The sequence below is a fragment of the Mycobacterium sp. ITM-2016-00318 genome, from assembly GCF_002968285.2.
Taxonomy (GTDB): domain Bacteria; phylum Actinomycetota; class Actinomycetes; order Mycobacteriales; family Mycobacteriaceae; genus Mycobacterium.
This window is the reverse complement of the sequence record NZ_CP134400.1, coordinates 840,920-865,356: the sequence shown is the minus strand read 5'-3', so window position 1 is coordinate 865,356 and position 24,437 is coordinate 840,920. Positions and strand designations below refer to the sequence as shown.

22 protein-coding genes are annotated in these 24,437 nt (G+C 62.6%); 15 read left to right on the top strand and 7 right to left on the bottom strand.

The annotated features are described in order from the left end of the window. Window positions 1–186: 186 nt before the first annotated feature. Both C6A82_RS04245 and C6A82_RS04240 read left to right on the top strand, forming a co-directional pair. The gene (locus tag C6A82_RS04245) at window positions 187–873 is read left to right on the top strand and encodes a sensor domain-containing protein (protein WP_105343681.1); all 687 of its coding nucleotides are present in this window, start codon (window positions 187–189) and stop codon (window positions 871–873) included. A 93-nt stretch (window positions 874–966) separates the two neighbouring features. Then, a complete protein-coding gene (locus C6A82_RS04240; protein ID WP_233216841.1) occupies window positions 967–1,566 on the top strand; it encodes a hypothetical protein in 600 nt (199 codons plus the stop codon). A gap of 84 nt (window positions 1,567–1,650) precedes the next feature. On the opposite strand, the gene C6A82_RS04235 is transcribed toward C6A82_RS04240, so the two are convergent. Continuing rightward, window positions 1,651–1,899 carry a hypothetical protein gene (locus C6A82_RS04235; RefSeq protein WP_105343684.1) on the bottom strand — a complete coding sequence of 83 codons (249 nt, stop codon included), beginning with the start codon at window positions 1,897–1,899 and terminating at the stop codon, window positions 1,651–1,653. Between the two features lie 587 nt (window positions 1,900–2,486). On the opposite strand from C6A82_RS04235, the gene C6A82_RS04230 reads away from it, so the two are divergent. Beyond that, the gene (locus tag C6A82_RS04230) at window positions 2,487–3,233 is read left to right on the top strand and encodes a hypothetical protein (RefSeq protein ID WP_199193674.1); all 747 of its coding nucleotides are present in this window, start codon (window positions 2,487–2,489) and stop codon (window positions 3,231–3,233) included. Window positions 3,234–3,542: 309 nt separating this feature from the next. Beyond that, complete coding sequence (locus C6A82_RS04225) at window positions 3,543–4,100, top strand: serine/threonine protein kinase (RefSeq protein WP_142405911.1); 558 nt, start codon at window positions 3,543–3,545, stop codon at window positions 4,098–4,100. 188 nt (window positions 4,101–4,288) lie between these two features. Here the strand turns inward: C6A82_RS04225 and C6A82_RS04220 are convergent, their stop codons facing one another. Next, a complete protein-coding gene (locus tag C6A82_RS04220) occupies window positions 4,289–4,555 on the bottom strand; it encodes a hypothetical protein (protein WP_105343688.1) in 267 nt (88 codons plus the stop codon). A gap of 300 nt (window positions 4,556–4,855) precedes the next feature. Here C6A82_RS04220 and C6A82_RS04215 point away from each other — a divergent pair, with 300 nt between their 5' ends. The 6 genes from C6A82_RS04215 to C6A82_RS04190 all read left to right on the top strand — a co-directional run bounded on the left by C6A82_RS04215 (window position 4,856) and on the right by C6A82_RS04190 (window position 12,399). After that, window positions 4,856–6,346, top strand: a complete 1,491-nt coding sequence (locus C6A82_RS04215) for a protein kinase domain-containing protein (RefSeq protein WP_233216842.1) — start codon at window positions 4,856–4,858, stop codon at window positions 6,344–6,346. Between the two features lie 149 nt (window positions 6,347–6,495). Next, entirely contained in the window at window positions 6,496–7,167 is a 672-nt protein-coding gene (locus C6A82_RS04210; RefSeq protein WP_158261619.1) for a M14 family zinc carboxypeptidase, read from the top strand. 140 nt (window positions 7,168–7,307) lie between these two features. Then, window positions 7,308–8,624 carry a neutral zinc metallopeptidase gene (locus C6A82_RS04205; protein ID WP_396836775.1) on the top strand — a complete coding sequence of 439 codons (1,317 nt, stop codon included), beginning with the start codon at window positions 7,308–7,310 and terminating at the stop codon, window positions 8,622–8,624. Continuing rightward, window positions 8,621–10,324: a serine/threonine-protein kinase gene (locus tag C6A82_RS04200; protein ID WP_396836774.1), complete on the top strand. Its 1,704-nt coding sequence runs from the start codon at window positions 8,621–8,623 to the stop codon at window positions 10,322–10,324. Before C6A82_RS04205 ends, C6A82_RS04200 begins: the two co-directional genes overlap by 4 nt. Before the next feature lie 31 nt (window positions 10,325–10,355). Then, a complete protein-coding gene (locus C6A82_RS04195; protein ID WP_233216715.1) occupies window positions 10,356–11,192 on the top strand; it encodes a hypothetical protein in 837 nt (278 codons plus the stop codon). A 142-nt stretch (window positions 11,193–11,334) separates the two neighbouring features. Beyond that, window positions 11,335–12,399, top strand: a complete 1,065-nt coding sequence (locus C6A82_RS04190; protein ID WP_311101676.1) for an HNH endonuclease — start codon at window positions 11,335–11,337, stop codon at window positions 12,397–12,399. Between the two features lie 129 nt (window positions 12,400–12,528). Here the strand turns inward: C6A82_RS04190 and C6A82_RS04185 are convergent, their stop codons facing one another. Then, window positions 12,529–12,996, bottom strand: a complete 468-nt coding sequence (locus tag C6A82_RS04185) for a very short patch repair endonuclease (protein WP_233216934.1) — start codon at window positions 12,994–12,996, stop codon at window positions 12,529–12,531. Between the two features lie 102 nt (window positions 12,997–13,098). Here C6A82_RS04185 and C6A82_RS04180 point away from each other — a divergent pair, with 102 nt between their 5' ends. Next, on the top strand, window positions 13,099–14,289 hold the full coding sequence (locus C6A82_RS04180) for a DNA cytosine methyltransferase (protein ID WP_105345436.1): 1,191 nt from the start codon (window positions 13,099–13,101) through the stop codon (window positions 14,287–14,289). A 14-nt stretch (window positions 14,290–14,303) separates the two neighbouring features. On the opposite strand, the gene C6A82_RS04175 is transcribed toward C6A82_RS04180, so the two are convergent. Genes C6A82_RS04175 through C6A82_RS04165 form a run of 3 tightly spaced genes read right to left on the bottom strand, consistent with a single transcriptional unit; the run spans window position 14,304 to window position 18,966 of the window. Next, entirely contained in the window at window positions 14,304–14,912 is a 609-nt protein-coding gene (locus tag C6A82_RS04175; protein ID WP_105345437.1) for a hypothetical protein, read from the bottom strand. After that, a complete protein-coding gene (locus C6A82_RS04170; RefSeq protein WP_105345439.1) occupies window positions 14,906–16,606 on the bottom strand; it encodes a DEAD/DEAH box helicase family protein in 1,701 nt (566 codons plus the stop codon). Before C6A82_RS04170 ends, C6A82_RS04175 begins: the two co-directional genes overlap by 7 nt. Further along, entirely contained in the window at window positions 16,603–18,966 is a 2,364-nt protein-coding gene (locus tag C6A82_RS04165) for an ATP-binding protein (protein WP_158261636.1), read from the bottom strand. Before C6A82_RS04165 ends, C6A82_RS04170 begins: the two co-directional genes overlap by 4 nt. A 367-nt stretch (window positions 18,967–19,333) precedes the next feature. Between C6A82_RS04165 and C6A82_RS04160 the strand changes: the two genes are divergently transcribed. Both C6A82_RS04160 and C6A82_RS04155 read left to right on the top strand, forming a co-directional pair. After that, window positions 19,334–20,257, top strand: a complete 924-nt coding sequence (locus tag C6A82_RS04160; RefSeq protein ID WP_142405960.1) for a hypothetical protein — start codon at window positions 19,334–19,336, stop codon at window positions 20,255–20,257. Next, entirely contained in the window at window positions 20,232–20,876 is a 645-nt protein-coding gene (locus C6A82_RS04155) for a hypothetical protein (protein ID WP_142405961.1), read from the top strand. The genes C6A82_RS04160 and C6A82_RS04155 overlap by 26 nt, the downstream gene beginning before the upstream one ends. 181 nt (window positions 20,877–21,057) lie before the next feature. On the opposite strand, the gene C6A82_RS04150 is transcribed toward C6A82_RS04155, so the two are convergent. Beyond that, window positions 21,058–21,858 carry a DeoR/GlpR family DNA-binding transcription regulator gene (locus C6A82_RS04150; RefSeq protein ID WP_105345446.1) on the bottom strand — a complete coding sequence of 267 codons (801 nt, stop codon included), beginning with the start codon at window positions 21,856–21,858 and terminating at the stop codon, window positions 21,058–21,060. A 130-nt stretch (window positions 21,859–21,988) separates the two neighbouring features. Between C6A82_RS04150 and C6A82_RS04145 the strand changes: the two genes are divergently transcribed. Both C6A82_RS04145 and C6A82_RS04140 read left to right on the top strand, forming a co-directional pair. Next, the gene (locus tag C6A82_RS04145; protein WP_105345447.1) at window positions 21,989–23,305 is read left to right on the top strand and encodes a D-tagatose-bisphosphate aldolase, class II, non-catalytic subunit; all 1,317 of its coding nucleotides are present in this window, start codon (window positions 21,989–21,991) and stop codon (window positions 23,303–23,305) included. Next, a complete protein-coding gene (locus C6A82_RS04140; RefSeq protein WP_105345449.1) occupies window positions 23,302–24,435 on the top strand; it encodes an SIS domain-containing protein in 1,134 nt (377 codons plus the stop codon). Before C6A82_RS04145 ends, C6A82_RS04140 begins: the two co-directional genes overlap by 4 nt. The last annotated feature ends 2 nt before the right edge of the window (window positions 24,436–24,437 follow it).

The following is a 24,437-nucleotide window of genomic DNA, read 5'->3' as shown; positions in this document are numbered from 1 at the left end:
TCGCGGCAGTCTCGGGGTTGACGGCGCTCAAGGCGTTACCGAAAAGGGCCGTTATTCGTTATTGGGAAACGCGCTTCACCTCACAGGGACGCGGGCGGAATTGCTGCACCATTTCTCCATGAGCCTCGCGACAGCGGAGGTCGCCAGGCCGACCAGGTTGGGCACAACTGGCACCGGGAGGAACACATGCGCCAGCCAACGGCCGCACTAGCCGCGGCAGTCCTCTGCGTTTCGGTCGTCGGGTGCGCCAGCTCCGTAGGCAACGCTCAGTCACCTACCCCCACTCGGACGATGATTCCCCGCCCTCTCGTCGAGCGTGAGCTCACCGGGTTGCTGCTCAACCCCGACCAGGTGAACGCGGCGATGGGAACGACCGGGATGGCCGTGACAAGCCAGCAGGCTGCGATGTCCGACAACAGTGCGACGATGGCGCCGCCGGAGTGTCTGGCCATCGACGGCGCGGCGGAGGCGCCGGTCTATGCCGACAGCGGTTTCTGGGCGGAGCGGGATCAGAGTCTGAACAACGGCGACAAGTTCACGCACTATCTCAAACAGGCGGTGGTGCTGTTCCCCACGATCGAAAAGGCTGGCGAGTTCTTCAACGCATCAGCCGAGCGGTGGCCGGCCTGCCGCGAGTACACGCATACGCAGAGCGGGACCACGTGGGCCGTCGGGAAGATCTCCGACGTGGGCGGCACACTGAGTGTGATTGCGAATCAACAGGATGCGGCCGCTCCCGGCTGGGGCTGCGGACGAGCGCTGACACACAGAAACAACATCATCGTCGATGTCAACACGTGCAGCGCTGACCCCGCTGACTCGGCGGTCCGGATCGCCAAACAGCTCGCTGACAACGTGGCTGCGCGGTGGTAGCGACGGGACGGCGAAGATGGGACGAGCCAATTTCGACCACACGGTCTGTTACCGGGATGGGCTGCACGAGAACAGCAAGGCCGGGCGTCAGTGGTGCCGACGGGAAGGCCCCGCGAGCCGGTCAGGGCGAGACTTGCGGCTGGCCGGAGCGCCCGGCGAACCTCCGCGACGGCGCCCATACTGCCGCGTGAGCATGATGGCGCAACAAGGCAGCGGCGCCAGGCGGCCGCGCGGCGTTACCGCCCGCCGACCATCAAGCTCCTACTCGTTGCCGAGGCGCCGCCCCCGGCGTCGGATCGATACTTCTACTTCCCCGAGGTCGCCAGCCACGATTCGCTGTTCCGAAATGTTGCAGCCAGGATCTTCGGGGAAGATCCGACGCGCGAAGGCAAGGCCGAACTGCTGGCGCAGCTGAAGGCCCGCGGCATCTTTCTGATCGATCTGAAAGAGGATCCCGTCGACGGTGCAGAAGACTTGAGCCCTTATGTGCCAAGCCTCATCGAGCGGAGCAGAGCCCTCCGACCCGAGAAGATCATCCTGATCAAGGCGAACGTCTACGACACCGCTTACTCGGAGCTGGCCAAGGCCGGACTACCAGTAGTGGCCGTTCGGATGCCGTTTCCCGGGCACGGGCGGCAGCGCCAATTCAAGGCGGCCTTCGCACAGGCTCTCGAACAGGCTGGGTGGCGCTGACGATCCTGAGTACCGCCGGTGTCGCGGGACCGGAGGCCCACTTACAGATGGGTCGCGTACACGCCGGACTTGTCAGCAGTTGCGTCATATCGCGGGCGGATAGTCGCCATAGACGCCGCGATCGTCACCGTCGAGCAATTGAGCATGCTGTTGGTCGGCGCGAGCGGCTATATCGACGCGTGCGGCAGCAGCAGCATCCGTGGCGGCCTGGTGGCGTTGCCACATGCGGTAACCGATCCACGCGACCACGACTGGGGCGACGATAGCCGCGATCCACCAAAAATAGACGATGACGAAACCCAGCAGTAGGAGCAAGGCGACCCACGGGTTCATGGGCAAGTCTCAATATCGATTCGTACAACACCGAAGTCGATCATCGTGTCTTTCGTGATGGTGGATCCGGGAGGCGGAGTTGATGTGCAGACCTGCCAATTGGCGTCGAGCATCTGGTTGCGTCCCTGCCCAGTAAGGTCCGTGGACCCGGTATAAGCAATCTCATTATTGGTCAGTCTTTGAATCGCATCCTGCGCGTCTTGCAGGTTGCTGCCCGTAAGGTCCGGCATAGTCCACGACTGCGCAGATGGTGCCCCCGCGACAGCGGACGTGCTGGTTGGGAGCCCGGGCACGGGGGCCGGAACAGCGGTAGCGGATCGCTCGGTTGTGACGGTTACTGTCTGAGCTGGCGGCGTAGTGCTTGAGCACCCTGCCAGGGCTAATGTGGCACCGACACACGCCACTATCCCACGAAATGTCATCCGAGAATGGTAGCTGGTGTTGAACCAAGATCACTACACTTTCAAACGCTTAGGCTTCTCTCCGTCCATGTCGGTTTCCCGATCGGTCCCGCTGACTCAGTGGCCTGGAAGGTTCGCTAGAGTTGACTCGACCCTAGGCAGTTCAGCGGTGGAGAGGACGACGGTATGAGCACTCCGATAGCAATAATCCTGACCGTCGTGGGTGTATTAGTCATCGTCAGCCTCGTTGCGGGCGTTTGGGTCCTGATTCGAAGCGAAGGCAGCGCCGTTGACGACCCGGCCCGCGCGGAAGGCGTTCGTCAGCGAGACGAAGCCCGTGCCGAGAAGCAACGACTGCGAGATGAAAAAGCGGCCGAGCGCCATCGTCAAAGGCAGGCGGAGGAGAATGCCAGAGCAGCACGGCTTGCAGCAGATCGCAAGCGCGCAGGGAGCCGAGTACATTCCGGAAACTTCGGAGGCAAAACGGTTGAGATCTACAGCAACGGCTACGTGAGGGTGGCGCTGTTCATGCGAGATTCCGTTCCGTTCCAGCGACTACTCTCGATCGAGTACTCCGGAGACATACAGAAGAAGACCGGCATTGGACGCGCGGGCACCGCAGTACTAACGGGCGGAGCGAACCTGTTGCTCACCCCCAATAAACGGGGCGACGTCTACTTGAATATCGTCACCGAGGGAGATGTCTATGTCCTTCGTGCGTCGCCGCCGACGGTCCTGAACATCAAGGCCGCCCAAGGTATTGCCGCGGCAGGTGAGGGGGTCTTGAAGCGAGTCCGCGCAAGTTCCGACGAACCGGCAAGAACTGCGATTCACACCTCATCGGCTCCGGCTGAAAAAGAATGTCCCTACTGCGCGGAGACGATCAAGGCCGCGGCGATCAAGTGTCGCTACTGCGGTTCCGAACTGTCCTGAGCACGTACCCAGCGCGAGCCACCAAGGTTGCTGGTTTCAACTGTCCGCTGCCTGCGCGTCGTCCGCCGAATCCCACCCGTTTTGGCTTGTTGTATTTTCTGGCTCGCAATTTCAGCGTATCTTCAGAAAATACTCCGTGGGGGCGGAAGATTCGGCGAAGTCAAGGGGAGAGTAATGCTTAGAGCGCTCCTTTCAGCAACAATCTTCACAAGCGCAATCTTGCTCGTGGGAGCGGCGCAATCGAGCGCCAGCCCGTCGAGCGGCTCTTTGCTGGTCCCGGCTGACATCACACCGGGAAACTATTGGGCGATGCCAACCGATTCGATTGGCGGGTATGTCGAGGTTTGCGCCGATTACGTCTGCGACCCATCCGGCGGGATGATCGAGAACTACATCGTTGATGGTCGCACGATGGTGGTCGTCCCATACATGGCGAGCTTGGTGAACGTTGACGACGCAGTGCTGACGCCGGTTTCTGGCGCTGCTCCGCAGCCACCGAGTCTTCCAGCCCCGCAACCTCCGGTGAGTCCTGCGGGCGGACCCCTCAACACAAGTGTTCCTATATCCAATCCCTCGTGCGACGGAACAGGGATCGTCGTATTGGGGTCAGTCACTACGCCCGGCCAATACTCGGAGGGCGTTCAACGCCTGCTGAACGCTAACCCCGGTGCGGCCTATCTGCGGACCGATCAGTCATGCCCCTCTCTCAGGCCAGCAACCGCCGATGGCAACCCGATTTACGCTGTCTACAAGATCGCCGGCAAGTCTGAGTCCGCAGTCTGCGACGCCGTGCGAGGAGCGGGCGGCATCGCTTATGGCAAATGGCTGGACACCACTCATCCCCCGGACTACGTGATCCCTTGCTAGGGATCTCGATGAGGCGCCGGTACATGTTCTCTTGTAAGCCAAGCGCAGAGGACGGCCCGACGGAGCGCTTCGGATTGTGAAGCGACTTCTTCGGCCCGGCTTGGTGACCGACGTCACCTCTTGAGCGGTCCACGGGGCCTCTTAACTAGCCCCTTGCATTGGCGAACGGTCACCAATTGGTCCCACGGTCATGGGTCGATGTGATACTGCGGCGCCCACGGGTAGTTGTCAGGGCCCGGCCCAGTTCGGTAGCAGTTGGAGCCCGCGATCCAACCGCCGCCTCCTCCCCAGACCGGCGAGTTGCTGAAGCATCGTTGCCACGAACCGTCAGGCTGGATCGGGCCATCGCAATACGACACCATCGGGCGCGATTCGCACCCCGCGTCGGCTGGAGCGGCGAAGGCGACATCAGACGCCGCCAACGCCGTTGCCAGTGCCACAACCTTGCGCTTCATGTCCCCTCCAACCCTATTGGAAGGGAACCATAGGTGTTTGCTATCAGGCAAGCAACCGACCCCGCTAGGGGCTTTCTTCTGAGGATGCAGCCGGCAGATGCGTTTCATGCGATGTCTTCTCCATCAGCAATCAAACCAACGTAACCATCCGCCGATCTTCGTTATGCTCAGAACGCTGTGGGGGTGCGGTTCCGAGGGGTGTCACAAGATACGCCGAGCTCGGCGGCTTTATCCCGGCGCAGCGATAGCAACTATCGGCCCCGCGAGAGAAACCATGTCCGACGTAACAGATTCTGTAGCGTGACGACGGCCGATTCCCGCGTCGGAACAAGCTTCGGGCGGTACGAACTCATTGCCCTGCTGGGCCAAGGCGGTATGGGTGAGGTTTACGAGGCGCGCGACACCGAAAAGAAGCGGACCGTCGCCCTCAAGATCCTCCGGGACCAGTACGCCGAAGACGAGAACTTTCGTGCTCGATTCCTCCGCGAGTCGCATGCGGCAGCGATCCTCCAGGAGCCACACGTCATTCCAATTCATGACTGGGGCGACTTTCAAGGCAACCTTTACATCGATATGCGGCTGGTCAATGGGCAGACGCTTTACGACCTTGTGAAGAGAGGCCCCCTCGACCCTCAACGCGGAGTAAATCTGATCGAGCAGACTGCTTCAGCACTTGACGCTGCTCACGCTGCAGGATTGATTCACCGCGATGTCAAACCGCAGAACATCATCGTGACCCCTGCCGACTTTGCATACTTGGTCGACTTCGGCATCGTTGAAACTCAAGGGGACGCGCGGCTCACCATGGATGGGACGCAAATCGGTTCGCTCGCCTACATGCCGCCCGAGCGATTCGGTGACATGCCTACCACTCCCGCTGCCGACATCTACTCTCTCGCTTGCGTTCTGTACGAGGCGCTTACCGGCGATACGCCCTTTTCCGCGCAGAGTTATGAGCATCTCATCACCTCCCATCTCACTGCGCCGCCTCCGCGGGCTGCAGCCGTAAACGCTCAAGTGCCGGCGGCCCTCGACGACGTCATCGCCCGCGGTATGGCGAAGGATCCCGATGATCGATACGGAAGCGCAGGCGCATTGGCTCGGGCAGCGCAGCGGGCCCTATTGCTGGATCCGAGGATTGCAGCAGCGAGCGCTGAAACGATGGCCGCGCCGACACCGCCAAGCGCCGCCTCAGCGACGAGTTCAGTGGGCACTAGCCCGACGAACGCAACTGATTCCGAGGTCGCTGGTAGGTCGGCGCGGTCATGGGTTCTTCCCGTCGTCATTGCGGCTTCGGCGGCTCTGGTACTAGGCGCCCTGGGAATTGTCATCGGTCTCCTGATGGGAAGTGATGATCCCGACACTCCCGCAGACGCGCCGCAGACGTCGGCGCCAACGCTCACGCAGGTTTCACGGCCGAGCTACACAGTTCCCCCGCGAACGACTGCTGTACCACCGACGGTCACAGTCACCGAAAGCGCTTCTCCCCCATACACAATTGCGATGCCAACGCCCCCACCGATCACCGTAACGGGCATGATCGTCGGCACCTGTGACGAGGGCAGCTCTTGCGGCGTCAAACAACGCACTCAGCCCGTCACTGAAGCTCCTCGGCTGTATCCGACTGATCTACGCGACGGAACACTTGTCACAGTTTCGTGCCAGACCGTCGGCGACCTTCGCACAAGCCAGGGCGCGGGATCGAGCACTATCTGGTACAGGTTGGATAACGGTGCGTATGTGAACTCCGTATACGTGAGCCTGCCGCCCTACGGAATTCCCTCGTGTTAAAGCAATCACCGCGTATTTTCGTGACTTCGATTGTGTTGTCCTGCACGATCTTCGCTACGGCATGTACCTCGCAGGATGCCGATACAGCGACGGCATCGCCGCCGACTACTCACGCGAGCGGAAGCGCTTCGTCGCCTGCACCAGCCCCCGTGCCGCTACCACCGGCGATCGATAGTGGCCTGGATTGGCAGGTCGTCGGCACTTCAGTGAAGGGGTTGCCGATCCGTGAGCTCACGCTCGGATATGGGCCACGCAGGGTTCTCTTTGTTGGTGGCATCCACGGCGACGAGACCGAATGCGTTCTGACTACGGCCGAGCTGCCTGCGGCCTTTGAGGGGGCCGGGCTGAGTGAGGCGGTCACCCTCACGATCATCGAAGACGTTAACCCCGACGGGCGAGCTGCGGGCACCCGCGAAAATGCCAATGGTGTCGACGTGAATCGCAACTTCCCGGCGTCGAATTTCGACACCGGGAACCCCTCTAACGGGAGGGAACCGCTCACCCAACCCGAGTCACGCACGCTGGTCGAGGCCGTCGACCGCATCGCACCCGCGCTCGTCATGGTCGCGCACTCCTGGTCGGGCAAGCAGTTCATCAACTTCGACGGCCCCGCACGCCAGATCGCCGATCGATTCTCAGCGGCAAGCGGTCTTCCCGTCGAAGATTCGAGCTCCTTTGCTCCCACACCGGGATCATTCGGCTCATATGTCGGCAGAGATCGAAAGATTCCGGTCCTGACCATCGAAGTGCTGAAAGGTTCAGATCAGCAGGCTGTATGGGACAAACTGAAGCCAGCACTTTTGGAGGCGATCCGTGGCTGACCACTTCGCCTCATCCCGTGCCTTGCCGGCACTGGCCGTTGTGACCTGGCTTCTCGCCGGGTGCTCCGCGCCTCCGGAGCCGTCGCCGCCGCCCCCCCCCCGAGGACACGTCCGGCGCGTTTCTCGCTGGCGGTATCCCAGTGACTGACGGGCCGAGTGGTGTGCGCGCCGGGGCCCCTCCACCGTCCCGCACTGCGAAGTACGCAACGGACGAGCCCACTGACCAGCTCGCGTTGCTCTCAGTCGACGATGTCGAGCAATTCTGGTCGGCGACGTATTCGCGGACCTTCGATGATTCCTTCGTTCCGGTCGAAACTCTCGTGTCCTACGACTCTGCCAATCTCTACGGCCCCGAGGTATGTGGGGCCGATCAATACGACAACCCCAACGCGATGTACTGCTTCCTCGCGGACACCATGGCGTGGGACCGCGGAGTCCTGGTGCCGACGGGCCAGCAGTACTTCGGGGATGTCGCCATAGCTGCGCTGATCGCCCACGAATACGGCCATGCCGTACAACACGAGTCTGGGCTGACCACCCTCCTGACCGACACCATCGTCAAGGAGCAGCAAGCGGACTGTTTCGCGGGCGCCTACTCTCGCTGGGTAGCCGAAGGCAACTCCCCGCGTTTTGAGCTGAGCACGGGCGACGGCTTGAACAGGATCCTTGCCGGAGTAATCACTTCGCGCGACGATGTGTTGACTCCTGATCAAGCAGGGGAGACCGAGAGCGGCCACGGTACGGCTCTCGACCGTGTCAGCGCGTTCCAGATGGGCTTCGTCGACGGTGCAAAGATGTGCGCCACAATCGACTCGGACGAGATCGAGCGGCGTCGCGGTGATCTGCCTCTCGTGCTAACCACGGACTCCGGTGGAGGCGTTCAGCCGGGCGAAATGCCCGTCGACCAGAACACGCTGGTGTCATTGATGGAGCTCTTAGACCTCGTATACCGACCGCAGAGCCCGCCGGGACTCTCCATGACGCCGCAAGACTGCCCCAGGACAGCGGTGAGTGCGACCGCTTCCTATTGTCCGTCGAGCAACACCGTCTCCGTTGATCTCGAAGTGCTGCAAGAGATGTCGGTACCAGCGGACCGCGACGAGTACGTTCTACCCCAGGGCGATAACACCGCGCTGTCGCTCGTGACATCGCGGTACGTGCTCGCGGTGCAGCAGGCCCGCGGACTGCCGCTGGACACTCCCGCTACAGCGCTCAGAACGGCGTGTCTCACTGGCGTCGCGCAGCGGGCCATGGCTGACGAAACCGAGCTGCCAAGCGGCCATGGTCTCATGCTCGCGGCGGGCGACATGGATGAGGCGGTCGGCGGGCTACTCACTAACGGAATAGCGGCCAGCACGATAGACGGCTCTACCGTGCCCGCTGGATTCACGCGCATCGAGGCTTTTCGCAACGGCTTATCGAGCACCGAGGAGCAGTGCTATGACCGGTACCGATGACCTTTCGCTATGCGGAAAGGGCCGGCCTTCAACGATCGGTGAAGGAAACACTCGACGAAGACGCGCGAGCCTTCGGCTCTTCGCGAGATCGCTACCGCGAGCAGGATATTCGGGGTTCTGAAATGGATACGGCAGAAACATCGCGCGTCGGATCACGATTCGGCAAATACGAGATCGTCAGCCTGATCGGCCGCGGCGGAATGGGAGAGGTGTACGAGGCTCGCGACACAGACAAGGGCCGCGTCGTCGCACTGAAGGTCCTCGTCGACCAGTTCTCACAAGATCCGGAATACCGCAGCCGGTTCACCCGCGAAGCACACGCGGCGGCACAGCTCCAAGAGCCACACGTCATCCCGATCCACGACTGGGGCGAGATCGAAGGCTCACTCTACATCGATATGCGGTTGGTCCGCGGCACCGATCTGCGCAAGATGCTGAACTCCGGCCCGCTGCAACCTGATCGAGCGGTGAACATCATCAGCCAGGTCGCCGGCGCGCTCGACGCCGCTCACGCCGAAGGCCTCATCCACCGTGATATCAAACCTGAGAACATCATCGTGACCTCAGGGGACTTCGCCTATCTCCTCGACTTCGGTATCGCCGAGAAGAGTGGAGACACTCGGCTGACCCAAGCCGGATTAACCGTCGGCTCATTGGCCTATATGGCGCCCGAACGGATGGACAATCAGGCGACTTCACCTGCGGCTGATATCTACTCGCTGGCCTGCGTATTGCATGAAACCTTGACCGGCGAAAGCCCGTTCGCAACAGACAGCATGCAGCAGCTTCTGAAGGCGCATCTATACCAATCCCCCCCAGCAGCGAGCTCGATCAATCCTCGTGTGCCCGTCTCCTTGGACGCCATTATTGAGCGTGCGATGGCCAAGGAACCCGACGATCGCTATGGCAGTGCCGGCGCCTTCGCGCGTGCCGCCGGACGGGCGTTGGCTAGCGGCTCCCCTGTATCGCAACCATTCCCCGTGGTTGATCCTTGGACGACGCAAGCCGCGCCGCACACTCTGGCCCCGACCGGCTACCAGGACATCCAGCTGCCGTCGGACTCTCGGCACACCCAGGCGGCTCGACTTACTCCGCCGCCCCAGCCGGAGCAGACGCCGGAACCAGTTGTCTCGCAGACGACCGCCCCGCCTGAACACAAGAAATGGATGGTTCCGGCGATTGCTGTCGCCGTCGCCTTGCTTCTTGGCGCGTGCGGAATTGCAATCGGAATGCTGGTGGGTGGAGGATCCTCCGATGATCGATCGAACCCTACTGCGGCGCGACCGACATTGACCCAATTGCCGCCGGGGAATCGGCCGGCTGGATCACCGGGAGCGGCTGGTCCGATTAGTCCGCCACGTCAGCTCACGCCGCCGCCGAGAGTGCTAGGGAATGATGCAAAGGGGCAGAGCTGTGAGGGCGGCGTAATCTATCCGGGCGCCAGCGGTCGGTACAGCCGCGCCAGCCGCGGCACAACCGACACAACTTGCCTGTTCGCACAGAACGTTTTGGAGGCTTATTGGAAGGAGGGTCCACCATCCTCCGAACCGCGAACGGTCTATGCGCTGGGCGCGGTCTCGTGCGCCGAGACCGGCGGTCGATGCGCCGGAAACCGTTTTGTCATGGAATGCCAGACATACGGCCGCGACGACTGGGTGACGTGCACAGGCGGAAAGAACGCGCGTGTCTACATCTACTAGAGGAGTGTTGATCGCCGCAGCTGTCGGCGCATTGGCCGCCGGTGTCGTCATCGGATATCAAGCAACACATAAGGCGTCACCCGAACCAGCGATCGCGCGTGCGCTTACTGAGCAGCCAAAGCCGGTCGCGGTGGCGCCGCCCCCGGCAACGCCGCAGCCAGCCGTCGAAGACTTGCGAGCGAGCTTCTTGCAGCTCGCCGCCGCGTTGCCCGCCGACGTCGGCGTCGCCGTGTCAGCTGGTGACCAAACTTCCTCTTACGGTGAATGGACAAGCGGCGCAGCCTGGTCGACGATCAAAGTACCGCTGTCTATAGCTGCGCTCCGCAAGGATGCTCTCGCCGCGGAACCCTACGTCAGTCGCGCGATCGCGCAGTCCGATAACTCCGCCGCCGACCAGATGTGGGCACTTCTCGGTACCCCGGCCGAGGCCGGGACCGCAGTGCAGACGGTACTTGCTGAAGGCGGTGATCCCGAGGTAAGGGTCCAGACAGAGCAGGTGCGTCCGCCGTACAGTCCTTTCGGTCAGACTCAATGGTCGTTGCCGCAGGCGGCGCAGTTCGCTTTTCGGTTGCAGTGCCTTCAAGCCGAGCCAGTACTCAGCCAAATGAAGAGCCTGGCATCCGATCAGCAGTGGGGCCTCGCCGGCGACGGGGCGGCAGTTAAGGGCGGCTGGGGTCCAGAACCAGACGGCGGATACCTCGTCCGCCAAATTGCACTCGTGGGGGACGGTCCGGAGACTTTCGGTGTCGCGCTCGCCGCCAAGCCAACGGACGGCAGCTTCGCCACCGGAACCGCGATGCTCGACAAGTTAAGCGAATGGGTACTCGACCATCGCGAACAGATGCCGAAAGGCAGCTGCGGTGGCTGAGCGAAATCCTTGTGAGGTTGCGATCGGCTTATATGGACAAGTTTATCGCCGTCACGCAGAGGTTGACTACCGCATACTCTTCCCGGCGATAATCCGTCAGTGCTGATGTACCGCCTTCGCAGATCAAGACTTTGGACCAGTCGTGGAGTCTGATCCGGTGCTCTTAGGCCAGCGGGTAGTCGCGATCTTGGAGACGGGCTTGCGGACTGCGACCTACAAGCTCGCAACGCTGATGGCGCTGATCGAGCACTCGATCGAGAACCTTCCTACCCGGGCAGACGACGCCCTTACCGTGCCGATTCCAGACCTCGCCCATCGAGTGCTGAGCCTTTACTGGCAGCAGGTAAGGCCTTTCGATGGGCGGGAACTCAGACAGTCGACGCAGCCGAAAGCCCGAATCCCCAATGCCGCGAACGCGTTACGCGAGGCATCGAAGAATGCCGGTTCGGTCGAGATAGCACGCATGCGTGCGCCGGCGGCGTATGCGCATTCGATCGACGAAATCACCATGTGCTTGGCGCAGCAGCCATTGCACCGGCTGCAGAAGCTCCCGGGTTCACGAGGCAGCGATACGTTTCTTTACGACGACTCCTTTCTCAACGATCAGGTGTCGCGGTCCTCTCTGCGAGCGCACGGAGATGCCATTGTGTTGAATAGTGGCGTTGCTCACGGCTTAGCGCGCTTGGCAGGACTGCTCAAGCCCGCACTGGAGATCATGTGGGTTGACGACGTGCGGCGAATGAATAAGTTCCTCGATGCCGAGGTTCCTGACGTCGCAGGCCACCTCTTCGGCCGCTCACGCACAGCGCTCACCGCTGTGCGTGAGCCGTTGAAGGAGGCGTTCGGACCGCATTGCTTCTACTGCGGGACGCATCTACCGGCCAACAATCCAATCGATCATGTGCTGCCGTGGTCGCTGGTGGGAATCGATGGCCTGGCGAACCTCGTGTTGGCCTGCGCACGATGCAACGGTGACAAGGGCGGTGCATTGCCCGCCGTGTCGATCGTTAACAGAGTCCTAGACGTCAGTCGCACGTCCGTCCTTGAGGAGATCGCCATGACGTTGCAATGGCCAACTCAGAACGAGCGGGTCGTGGCGGCGGCGCGAGGGATCTACCGCGGCCAACCAGCCGGCGTTCCGACGTGGTCGGGCTATAAGCAGATCGAGCGACTAGACATCAGTTTTCCGCCGAGTTGGACTTGGTGATTGCTCACCGAATTCGTTGAGAGCGTCGTCGAACAAGCGTCGCTTTCATGCTTGCAGATTTAGCGGGAGATCGAGTTCGTCCAAGACATCGCGTTCAAGGCGACCGAGTGTATCTCGATCATCATCACGCTAATCTGCGCATCGTGCCGGCACGCTCAGCTCTGATTCGACATGATTCGGCTGCGCTGCCGTCACCGCTGCCGCGATGAGCGGGGCCACGTGGTCTACCGTTTCGTGTTCCCAGAACCGCAAGACCGTCCAGCCGGCGTCGCGCAGAGCAGCGTTGGAGAGAGCGTCGCGCTGGTGGTTCCCCTCGATCTTGGCAGTCCAGAAGTCAGCGTTGCTACGCGCGGGGCGGTAGTGGTACGGGCATTTATGCCAGAAGCAGCCGTCGATGAACACCGCCACCCGCGCTCGCGTGAACACGATGTCGGCGCGTAGCCGCCGCGCTTCCTGCAGGGGTGCGAAGTCGACCCGGTAGCGCAGGCCCATCGCGTGCAAGTGTCGCCGCAGAGCCAGCTCGGGTCGCGTATCCCGCCGACGGTTGCCCCGCATCGACGCTCGCACAGCGCGACTCGATGCCCAGCTGTCGCCCATACGACCATTGTGCGCCACCCGACCGGGCGACATGCCTTCCCTTACGAAGTTTCCACCGAGCCATGCGCCAGTTCGTCGGCGGCCGCCGATAGCCTTGGACGCATGCGTAGTGTTGAACTATTCGCCGGTGGTGGGGGCCTCGCCCTCGGCAGTCACCGGGCGGGCTTCTCCACCGAAGTCGTCGCCGAGTGGAACCGGTGGTGCTGCGACACACTCCGTGAGAACCGCGACGCGGGCTTCCCGCTGGTGCAAGGGGTCGACGTGCGGGAAGGCGACGTCCGAGACGTCGACTGGTCGAAGATCGCCGACGGAGTCGACCTTGTAAGCGGCGGTCCGCCCTGCCAGCCGTTCTCCGCAGGCGGCAAGGGCAAAGCCGCCGACGATAAGCGCGACATGTTCCCGGCCACCACCGAGGTGATCCGGCAACTGCGGCCCCGAGCCTTCATCATCGAAAACGTCCGCGGGCTGACCCGACCCGCATTCTCGGACTACTACAGCTACATTCAGCTGCGCTTGGCCCATCCCGAACTCGTGGCCGACGAGAACGAGTCCTGGGGCGACCACTTCGCCCGTCTTCAGGCCGAGCACACCTCTGTGCGCTCGGACCTGCAATATGCAGTGCTCCCAACACTGGTGAACGCGGCGGACTACGGCGTCCCTCAGCAGCGCTGGCGCGTGTTCTTCGTCGGCTTCCGCACCGACGTCGACGCGGAGTGGAGCTTCCGACGGCCCACGCATTCTGCGGGCGCCCTACGCGCCGCCCAGGAGGACGGTTCCTACTGGGCCCGTCACCGTGTCGCAAAGAGGGACCGGGTGACGATCCCTGTGGCTAAGGACCCCTGCGACTCGCTAGAGCCTTGGCGCACCGTCCGCGATGCCCTACACGATCTGCCAGCACCGACGCTCCCGGAGAGCGCCGAAGTTCTCAACCACGTCCCGCAGCCCGGCGCGAAATCGTATCCAGGGCACACCGGCTCCTACATCGACGCTCCGGCCAAGGCCCTTAAAGCCGGCGTACATGGCGTGCCCGGTGGGGAGAACATGCTCCGCGACGTCGGCGGCAAGGTTCGTTACTTCACCGTCCGCGAGGCCGCGCGCCTGCAAACCTTTCCAGATGACTATCGCCTGCACGGGCCATGGGGCGAGGCGATGCGTCAGCTCGGCAACGCGGTGCCAGTTGATCTAGCAGCTGTGGTCGCGGAATCGGTGCGCGAGCATCTCGACAGGGCAACCTTCCGCGCCGTCCAGGCCGAGCGGCGTCTGTGCGTGGCTCGCACTACGAGTATCGCGTGAGCGTTGACGCAGACCTAGCGCTCGGGCCCGGCCACCGCCCGAGGGGCATACATCACTGAGAAGGCATCAACGCCAATCAAGGCACAGACCGACTCGACGCGAGCCCACTGGTCCGCTGGAAGCGCGGCCATCGTCGGCCGCGTGATCACGACCGCCACCCGTTGCTCTCCACTGACTCGCGCGATCGAGGCTGCCCAGTGCAGATCCCGCAGACCGCGATACGAACCCCACGTAAGGGTGGCCTCTTGTTCCGATTTGTTGACGGCTCGGCAGCGCATCGGCTTCTGCTCGACCGACCCCGGGACAACCGACCAGTTGTTACCGAGGGTCGCTCGGACGATAACGTCTGGACCCGGATAGCGACGCTTCGTGTATCGCGCGGTCGGGCCAATTCCCTCGAGCGCGCGCGAATACTCTTTCGCGGCACTGTCCTTCAACCATACGCGCATCTGAGCAGGCGTGAGGAACGGTCGAAGTGGTTCGCTGAACCCGACGTCGATTACCATTTCATCGAACACAGCGCCACGCTCTCCCGCGGAGACCTGTTCCCATCGCCGGCGGTCAAACACCTCGTACGCATACGCCAGGGCCTCTTCCCTAACCTCGTCTGGCAGCCTCAGCATGTCAGCCCTTTAGTATCGGCGTCGGGCGCGTCCATCGACGGCGGGAACTCAAGCCGCACCATGTCCGCAGCCGTCGCGAGATCGCCGACATCAGCGATCCATTGCTCGATGAGCGACCGCACCCCCTGATCTTCGAAGTCGAAGCTCGACCTGTTAACGCTCAGAACCTCGGACTCGGACGCCTCTATCTGTGCGCGGAACGACGAGACCTCGGCGATGCGCCTCAGGTCCGAGACGCAGTCCAGGACTGTGACCCGTTCTTTGCCGGGACGAAGACGCAACCCGCGACCAAGCTGTTGGATGAAAATTCGGCGCGAGTGCGTCACCCGAGCGAAGACGATGATGTTGACGTCGGGGACGTCAATGCCCTCATTCAGTAGGTCGACGCTCACAAGAAGTTCAGTATGCCCGGAGCGAAAGCGCACCAATCGCTGCTGCCGCTCGCGCTTGCTCATGCCGTTGTGGATCGTCTCAACCCCCCGCCACGGTGAATGGCCCCCCAAAAGTTCGGCGAAGCGCTCCGCGTGCTCGATACTTTGGCAGAAGACAATCCCGCGTGGCGCACGCGTGGAGTTCCAAGCTTTGGTCAAGCGTCCGATAATGGCCTCGTCGCGCTCCGGAATAAAGAGTCGGCGGTTCAGATCCTTGATCGTGTACGAATGCTCCGACGCGTCCTTGACGAACTCCCAGTCGATGTTGTCGGCGAGCAGAATGTAGTTCACCTGCGCGAGGTAGCCTCGCCGGATTCCGTCAGCGATCGACAACTGCACTACCGGCGGCCCGAACGTGGACTCGATGTCGAACTTGTCGCCACGCCAAGGTGTCGCGGTTACGCCGAGCCGCGCCACGTCGTCCAGCATCTCGATGATGTGGGCGTAGAAGCCGCTCTCCCCGACGTGGTGGGCCTCGTCGATCACGATGAGATCCGGCCTGTAGCCGGACTCAACGTAGGCGTGCGCCGTCGGCAGTACGGCGAATGTGACGCCAGATAGGTCATCACGGTGCTCGCCTTGCCCGATCTTCTGGGTGGGGACATCCTTCGGGATAAAGGGCCAGATGGACTTCTCCAGTTGATCGACCAGGTCGACCCCATGCGCGATCACGAGGACTTTCGCTGACGGGTCGCGGTCGAGCCGATCAGCGACGATGGAACCCGCCACGACCGTCTTGCCGAGACCGGTTGCCAGGTAGACAAGGGCCTTGCGCCGGCCCGGTTCGTCCAAGGCGCTCAACGATTCCTGGACCGCTTCAACCTGGTAGGGCCGGAGGTCGACTTGGGGCGGCAGGGCCTTGGCGCTGCGGTACAGCTTCGTCAGCGCCGCACCGTCCCAAGCTTTGATAGAGCGGCCGACCTGCTTGAACGCCGCCATTCGTGCCCGGGCCGTCCTGGTGAAGCGGCCATTGGTGACGACGATCCCTGATGCAGCGCCGTAGGCGTCGATCGCGTTCGAGACCTCGTTCACGGCCTCCTCGCCGACCGAGCCGCCGGCTGGATCACGCCGCCACTTCGCCTGGACCGCGATCAGGTCGCGGCCGTAGTAGGCGAGTATGTCTCCACCTTGATCGTCTGGTCCGTCGATGTTCACTACCTGGGTGAAGCCCAGCAGCGGCAGCAGCCGCTCCAGCGCGCGGGTGAACCCCGCAGGACCGCCCGCTTCGATCCGGTCAGCCGAGAGGAAGGACTTGTCGCTCATGTCGTGGCCTGTTGTGTCACCATCGCGCGCAACGACTCAAGCCCGATGGAAAGCCTGATCAGCTCCCGCGAACTCATTCGGTCTGAGGCCGCGAGGGTCCTATCTAGGTCCCGTATGAGGCTGGTGAGATGCGATAGCTTCTCCTCGCGGATGGACTCGTCCTGCCAGGACCCGTAACTCGTCGTGAATACCCCACCGTCGAGCACGCGCTCCGGCAGCTCGACGACCAGGTCCTCGAACGCGCGCGGGCTGAGAAACTCCGCGAATCCTCCGGAGCCCTCCAGAGCGTCCCAGTCAGCGCTCGCCATCATCGCCGCAGATTTCTGAGTCGTCGTCTTGGCAGTGGGGGATAGCGTGGCCCAGACACCGGCCGGATCGCTCTCTACGATCGGTCTGGTCGCCTCCCTGATCTCATCGAGGAGGCCCTCGGCCGACAAGCGAATGGCCGATGCGTCCACCCGTCGGTCACCCACCTGGTCCAGGACCCGCTCGATGAAGTGGCCCGCGTTGCCGTCGTACCCGAGGTACGCGGCCGCAGCGTCGTGAACGATGATCGCTGCCACGTCGACGGGATTCCATCCGAAATCGGCCAGCAGAGGGTGCTTTTCGTCGATGAAGAGTTCGAGCATGCTCGCCTCAAGATTCATTGACGAGAACTTGTCAGGCCCCTCAATTAGCTCCACTCCCGCCGTTATGTAGGCAGTTACCCCGATCGTCCGACTCCGACCAGGGATCACAATCTCCGCTCCGTCCAGTTGCGGCATGACTCGACCGCTGACTCGATAGCGGGCGAGGCGCTCATCGCGTGTCTCCGGGACCGCTGCGTCGTCCTCATCGGCGTCGTCGTCAGCCAAGTCATCGGACGTTTGCTCGTCGGTCTGGGCGCCGCCCGAGGAGGGGAGCAGATCCTCGACGTCGTCTTCGTCGTCGTCATCATCGGCGAGCCCCGCCTTGATCTCTTCATGGCGAACGACGTTCTTCCACCACATGTCGTCGCTCTGGTAGTCAGATAGCCCGTCGCGGAAATACTGTCCCCACTTACGCGCTAGTTCGGCCAACGCCTTCGAGCCGTCGCCGGGCACGAGGTAGCGGTAGCCCGGGTCGTACCGCCGGTAGGCATGGGCGAGCATGCCCAACTGCGAGGTGTTAAGTCCGTAGTCCAGTTGTTTGGCCAATTGTTCTTTGAGCGGGCCGTCCCCGCGGATCTTGTCGCGGACCGTGTTCCACGCGACGTTGTCCCGACCGAAGTCTGTCTTGCGATAGTTCACGGGGACATGATCGAGATGAAGTTCGCCAACTATGCGTCCGCGTCCCAATTCGAACGGGTACTCGACAAACTTTTCACCAGTGTCGGGATTCGACCACTCGAACAGCGCCTTGTCCAGATGGACGATCGTGCGCCCCTGCCGCAGCAGCGAGATGCCAAAGTCATTCGTGTCGTCGTACCGCTGGATGCCGAGCCAGCCGCGGATCACCCGATCTCGCATCTCCACCCGATGCGACCCGCACTCTACACACGATTCTAGGTCGGCGATTGTCTCCGAGTGCCAGTGCCCGCAGGCCAGACAAGCGAACGCAGGTTTAAGCTCGTGACGTACTTCCGTCACAGCGGGCACGTCCTGGCCCTTGTACGCGACCGACCGTTCCGGTGACCAGATGCACGGGATGTGGGGCTTGACGGAACTTCCGTTGAGGGTGAGGCCGACGCCCAGGCCGCCGATGACTTCGGCCCCCGCTATTTCGGTACCTCCCACCGCTCGAAGCATGTACGAATACGTCTCTCCGAGGCGGCTCTTCACGCGGTTCGCGATACTGGGCCAACGAAGTCGCTTGACCGTGTCGGCTCGGAGGCGGGAGACACTTACTGAGGTGCCATGCTCGCCGATGCTCTTGGGTTCGGTGCTGATCGGGACCTGGAAGGAGTCCTGAGAACCCATCGCTTGGATGTCGACGACCGCAATTGTCCAGTGATCGTCGTCTGCCCGGCCCGACTTGACCGTCGTTGAGTAGCCAAGGCGCCCGGTGGCAACATTGAACCCCATGCCGAACAGACCAAGAGAGCCATAGCGCGCATTGCCTGACGAACCTGCCCGTAGAGCCTGGCGCATCTGATCCAAGGACATACCGCGTCCCGTATCGGTAACGCTGATCTCAGACTCCGGGTCCACTTTGTCGGACCCGTAAGGAAACGCGATCTCCACATGACCTTCGAATCCTGGGTCTTCTCGTTGGGCTGCATAGATCTCGTCGAGCGCGTTGTCAATGAGTTCAGCGAGGCACTCCTCCACGCTCATGTCGACATCCGCGATCACGTCGAGAATCCGCGGAGAAGGAGTGAGATCGAGCGTCTCTTCAGTCATTACATGTCCTCGGGTAGCCGTCCGGGTTGCGCCTTTGGCGAAATACCTTGGGTGTCGCTGCTGGCGCATTCGGACATTACTAGCCGTGGGTTACGGAGTAGTCGAGGACGACTCATTCGTGGACAGTCCCACCGCTGCCCGCTCGGAGGGCAGGGTGATGCCAGGTAGCAAACAAACAGTTCGAAATGAGCTCGCTTCGCTGACGCGAAATGAACCGGATCAGGTGACGTGGACAAACGCCGATGTGACACTCAATCTGTTAAGCAACGATGCGCTACCGCGCGGATGCGTCGGAGCGCGCCAATAGCATCCACACCGGGGGGCGACCTTGGCTAAACGACGAGCAGTACCGCTCTACCTCTACTCGATGAACGCACGTTCACCGAAGGGTGTCATCTCATATGAGCGGTTCTTCACACAAATCGCGACGCTCGATTCTTCTGCAACGATCCGAAACGTAACTCGCGAGGTAAGCTTCGCGATCGAGCTAAATGAGATGGTGAGCGACGACCGGTCGGCTGACGACCGACGGTACTTCGCGGGGCGGGTCATCGCAGGCTCCCCTGGGGAAGTACCACTTTACTTCGACTACAACACTGGCGAGACAGAGGAGGGCGCTACGCCAGAAGGCAAGTGGCTCGCGCAGCTTTCTGCCCTGACAGTTGGTCTTTCACCCGCGATTCGATACCTCGCGCTCCAAGGCGGTCGCAATGGGGTGACGGCGACCCGGTTAGCACGCTACTTTTCGATTCTCGCCGAGAGCGTTCTAAATATCGGCGGTGTCGAGTTCGACATCGTCCCGGTACAGTCAGATTCACTTCGATCCGATATCGAGTCCTTCGAGCGGATCAAGCAGGCTTCGGCCATAGTGACACGGCCGAACTTCGACTGGAACGACATGAGCGACAAGTTGTCAACGCTCGCGGAAGAGTCATCTGGGCACGAGGCAGAAGCCACAGTCCGGGCATCCCGACGGGGGTCGCTCAGCAAATCAGGTGGCATTATTGGCACCATTTTAGCCAGTTTGAGTATGGGCTCGCCCGCAGTCCGCAAATTCAGGGTGACCGGTCGTAAGCCGAATTCAGGTCGAGATACGGTCGTTACCAGCGAGAAGCATCAAGAGCGCATTTATGTCCAGCCCCTTCAGTCAGCTTCGGAAGACTCAGTTGATCATGTGTTTCATGAGCAAGGCCGCGTGCTAATTGAGAGTAAGTCACATCCAGCTCCCGCCGGTAATGACCGGCCGGAGAACCCGGGATCCGAGCATGGGCGTGCTGATGGCGACGGATAAGCGCTCTAAGGGCCTGGTCGCGCCTCGATTACGGCGAATTCTTTGCCACCCGAATTGGCTCGTGTCACTTTTACTTGGGTTGTTTGCGTTCTTTGCATTGACGTATGTACGAATCCCGCCGCGGCATCCGGAAGTCAAGGTCGTCGAATTATCTGGCGCGATACTTACGTTTACTTCAATGGGCTTCGCAGTTTCGCTGACCGCAGTGGCGCTGATCTTGGCTATGCCCCTAGGTCGTACAACCGCTCTCCTGGTCGTGAACAGTCGCGGCGCACCTCCTGTTCAGGTCGTACAAGCAGACGAAGGATTGGAAATCCAGCAAGAGCAAGATTCTCCAGATAGCAGCAGCGAACAGCGCGAAACAGCCTACCTCGAGTTGGTCGCGGTGTTTCTAATCACCGCAATCGCAAATGTATTTTCATCTGCGGCGGTAATTGTGTGGTCGACTGCGATCGGCGGCGACAGCATTCTTTCGAGCCATACGATCGAGAACAGCATTCTCACCGCCATAGTCGCGATGTTGGTTGGATACTCAGCGGCGCAGATGTTGACTGCAATACGCACACTGTACCAAGTCGCGGTCCTAATTCAGGGCGTTATGCGCAGTCAATTGGACTAGAACCAGGCATAACAATATCGCAGAGTTTGTTTATAGAATCGGATTGGCAAAGGCCACCTAAGTGGTGCTCGCGTCTATCAGCGAAGCATCAGGTGTTTATAATCGCGAATCAGAGCGGCTGTTCCGGGCGGTGTCCGCGGCCACCGCGAGTTGGCCCCAACGCGGTAGTCGAGCAGCGCAGTTAGATACCAGCGCCGTACTCCTCCCCCACCTCGACCACATGCACCTGCACGCCCGCCGTCGCGATCATCTCCAACTGCCCCGGATCTGCCGTCGAGTCCGTCACCAAGTGGTCAATCTGGCTGAGCGGCACCATCTTTGCCAGCGTGACCTTGCCGATCTTCGACCCGTCCACCGACACGATCACCCGCTGCGCGTTCGCCGCCATCGCCATCGCTGTGCGCGCTTCCGCCTCGTCGAACGTCGTCGCGCCCACCTCCGCCGACATCCCATCCGCGCCCAGCACCGCCGTGCCCACATTGATCACCTGAAACGCGTGCTCGCTCATCGGCCCCACCGCCTCAAGCGAATTCGCCCTCACCAACCCGCCCGTCATGATCACCTTCATGTGCGCGTCCACCGCACAGTCCGCCGCGATCGTCAGCGAGTTCGTCACGATCGTCATATGCGGGCGCCCCTTCAGCGACCGCGCCACCTCCCCCGTCGTCACCCCACCCGTCAACGCCACCGCCTGCGGCCCCGCCGGCACCAACGCCGCCGCATGCTGGGCGATCCGCCTCTTGATCGCCACCATCCGGTGATCCCGCAGCCTCACCGGAATCTCACTCCCGCTCGGGTCCAGCGCCCTCGCCCCGCCGTGCGTCCGCACCAGCAGCCCCTGCTCCTCCAGCTCAGCCAGGTCCCGCCGCAGCGTCGCCGCCGACACGCCCAGCTCCGCTCGCAACTTCTGCGCATCGACTTCGCCGCGGTCTCGCAGCAGCGCCAGCACCTCCCGCATCCGGTCGGTGCGCCTGATCGACATGGGGCGTCTCCTCGGACTTCGACAATAAACGATCAGTTTTAGTGATCGCTTGACGGCCAGATATTGCGCACTATGAGCGAGCTTTCCACAATCGACAAATGTTGCACACATCACGCCGGGCGGCCACCGCGTGAGTTCAGTTGCCACCGCCCAAGCCGGCCAACGCACCAACTGGCTCGCCGGCACGATCAGCCGCCACAAAGCCGGTGAACCCGTCGGCGTCTACTCCGTCTGCTCCGCCCACCCCACCGTCGTCGAAGCCTCCCTCGCCCAGGCCGCCGCCGACGACACCTATGTCCTCATCGAGGCCACCTCCAACCAGGTCGACCAGTACGGCGGCTACACCGGCATGCGGCCCGCCGACTTCCGCGACATGGTCCTCGCCATCGCCGGCCAACAGAACTTCCCCCGCGACCGCGTCGTCCTCGGCGGCGACCACCTCGGCCCGAACCGCTGGCAACGCGAACCCGCCGACGCCGCCATGGCCAAGGCTGACGTCCTCATCGCCGCCTACGTCGAAGCCGGCTACACCAAGATCCACCTCGACTGCAGCATGTCCTGCGCCGACGACCCCGACGTCCTCGACGACGACACCGTCGCCGCCCGCACCGCCCGCCTCCTGCAGATCGCCGAAGACACCGCCCACCGCACCGGCACCGCGCCCATGTACGTCATCGGCACCGAGGTGCCCGTGCCCGGCGGCGCTCACGAGACCCTCAACCGCCTCACCCCCACTCCCGCCGACCGCGCCCGCAAGACAATCGAAGCCCACCACACAGCCTTCGAACGGCTTGGGCTGCATAACGTCTGGCCCCGCGTCATGGCGCTCGTCGTGCAGCCCGGCGTCGAGTTCGACCACATCCACGTCATCGACTACCAGCGTGACGCCACCGCCGAGCTGCGCCGCGTCCTCGACGATGAAGACCACCTCGTCTTCGAAGCCCACTCCACCGACTACCAACGTCCCGGTCAGCTCAAAGAGCTCGTCGAAGACCACTGGGCCGTCCTCAAGGTCGGGCCCGGCCTGACCTTCGCGATGCGCGAGGCCCTGTTCGCGCTGACCTTCATCGAGAACGAACTCATCCCCCGTCCCTCCCGCTCCAACCTCGTCGAGGTCATCGAGCGCCGCATGCTCGCCAACCCCGACTACTGGCAGGGCTACTACGAGGGCGACCCGCAGACCCAGCGCATGTCCCGCCGCTACAGCTACAGCGACCGGCTGCGCTACTACTGGGCCGACGACGAGGTCGACGCCGCCCGCGTCACCCTTCTGCAGAACCTCGACCGCGCTGGCATCCCACTGCCGCTCATCAGCCAGTTCCTGCCCTATCAGTACGACCGGATCCGCGCCGGTGAACTCGAGCCCGTCGCCCAGGCCCTGGTCATCGACCGAATCCGCGACGCCATGCGTCCCTACGCCCGAGCCGTGTCTGGAGGGATCGAATGACGACACCCGTGCCCGCCCAAGAAGACGGCGGCGCAACGATTCTCGAGATCGACCAGCAGCCCGACGTCTGGCGCGAGGTCGCCAACCGCGCCAACCCCGCTCTCGACGATTTCCTCACCGACATCACCGGTCGGCCAGGCATTCGCGTCATCCTCACTGGGGCAGGCAGCTCCGCGTTCATCGGTGAGATCGCCGCCGCCGCGCTTCGGCGCCACCTCGGGTGCCGCGTCGACGCCATCCCGACCACCAGCATCGTCGCGAGCCCGCGCGACCACCTCGAGCCGAAGACCCCGACCCTGATGGTGTCCTTCGGCCGCTCGGGCAACAGCCCCGAGAGCATCGCCACCACACAGCTTGCCGACGAGCTCGTCGACGAGATCTGGCATCTCGTTCTCACCTGCGACCCCGACGGCGAACTCGGCCGCACGCACAGCGACAAGGCCAACTCCCACGTCGTCTACATGCCGGACCGGGCCAACGACACCGGGTTCGCGATGACCTCCAGCCTGACCTCGATGCTGTTGACGTGCCTGCTGCTGCTCGGCCCCGCCACCGCCGACGACGGCGACCCCCTCGCGAAAGCCGCCGAACACATCGCCAGTCTGCAGCCCGACATCAAATCCCTTGCGCAGGCCAAGAAGCAGCGCTTCTTCTACCTCGGCAGCGGGCCGCTGGCCGGGCTGGCGCGCGAGTCCGCGCTGAAGATGCTCGAGCTGACCGCGGGCGAAGTCGTCACCTACTTCGACTCCCCGCTGGGCTTCCGGCACGGCCCGAAGTCTGCGCTCGACGGCGACACCCTCGTCATCGTCTACGTCTCCACCGACCCCTACACCCGCCGCTACGACCTCGACATCATCACCGAGATTCGCGCGCAGGTCGGCCAGGACGCCGTCGTCGTCCTCAGCACCGAGGCCCTCCCCGACACCCACGGCCCCGCCATCGTCCTGCCGGGCCTCGACGGTCTCGACGACGCCCTCGTCGCCCTCCCGTACCTGACCTTCGCGCAGTACCTCGCGCTGTTCACCTCGCTGGAGCACGGCAAGACGCCCGACAACCCGTTTCCCTCCGGCGAGGTCAACCGCGTCGTGCAGGGCGTCACCATCTATCCGATGACGAAGAGCGGAGCATAGCG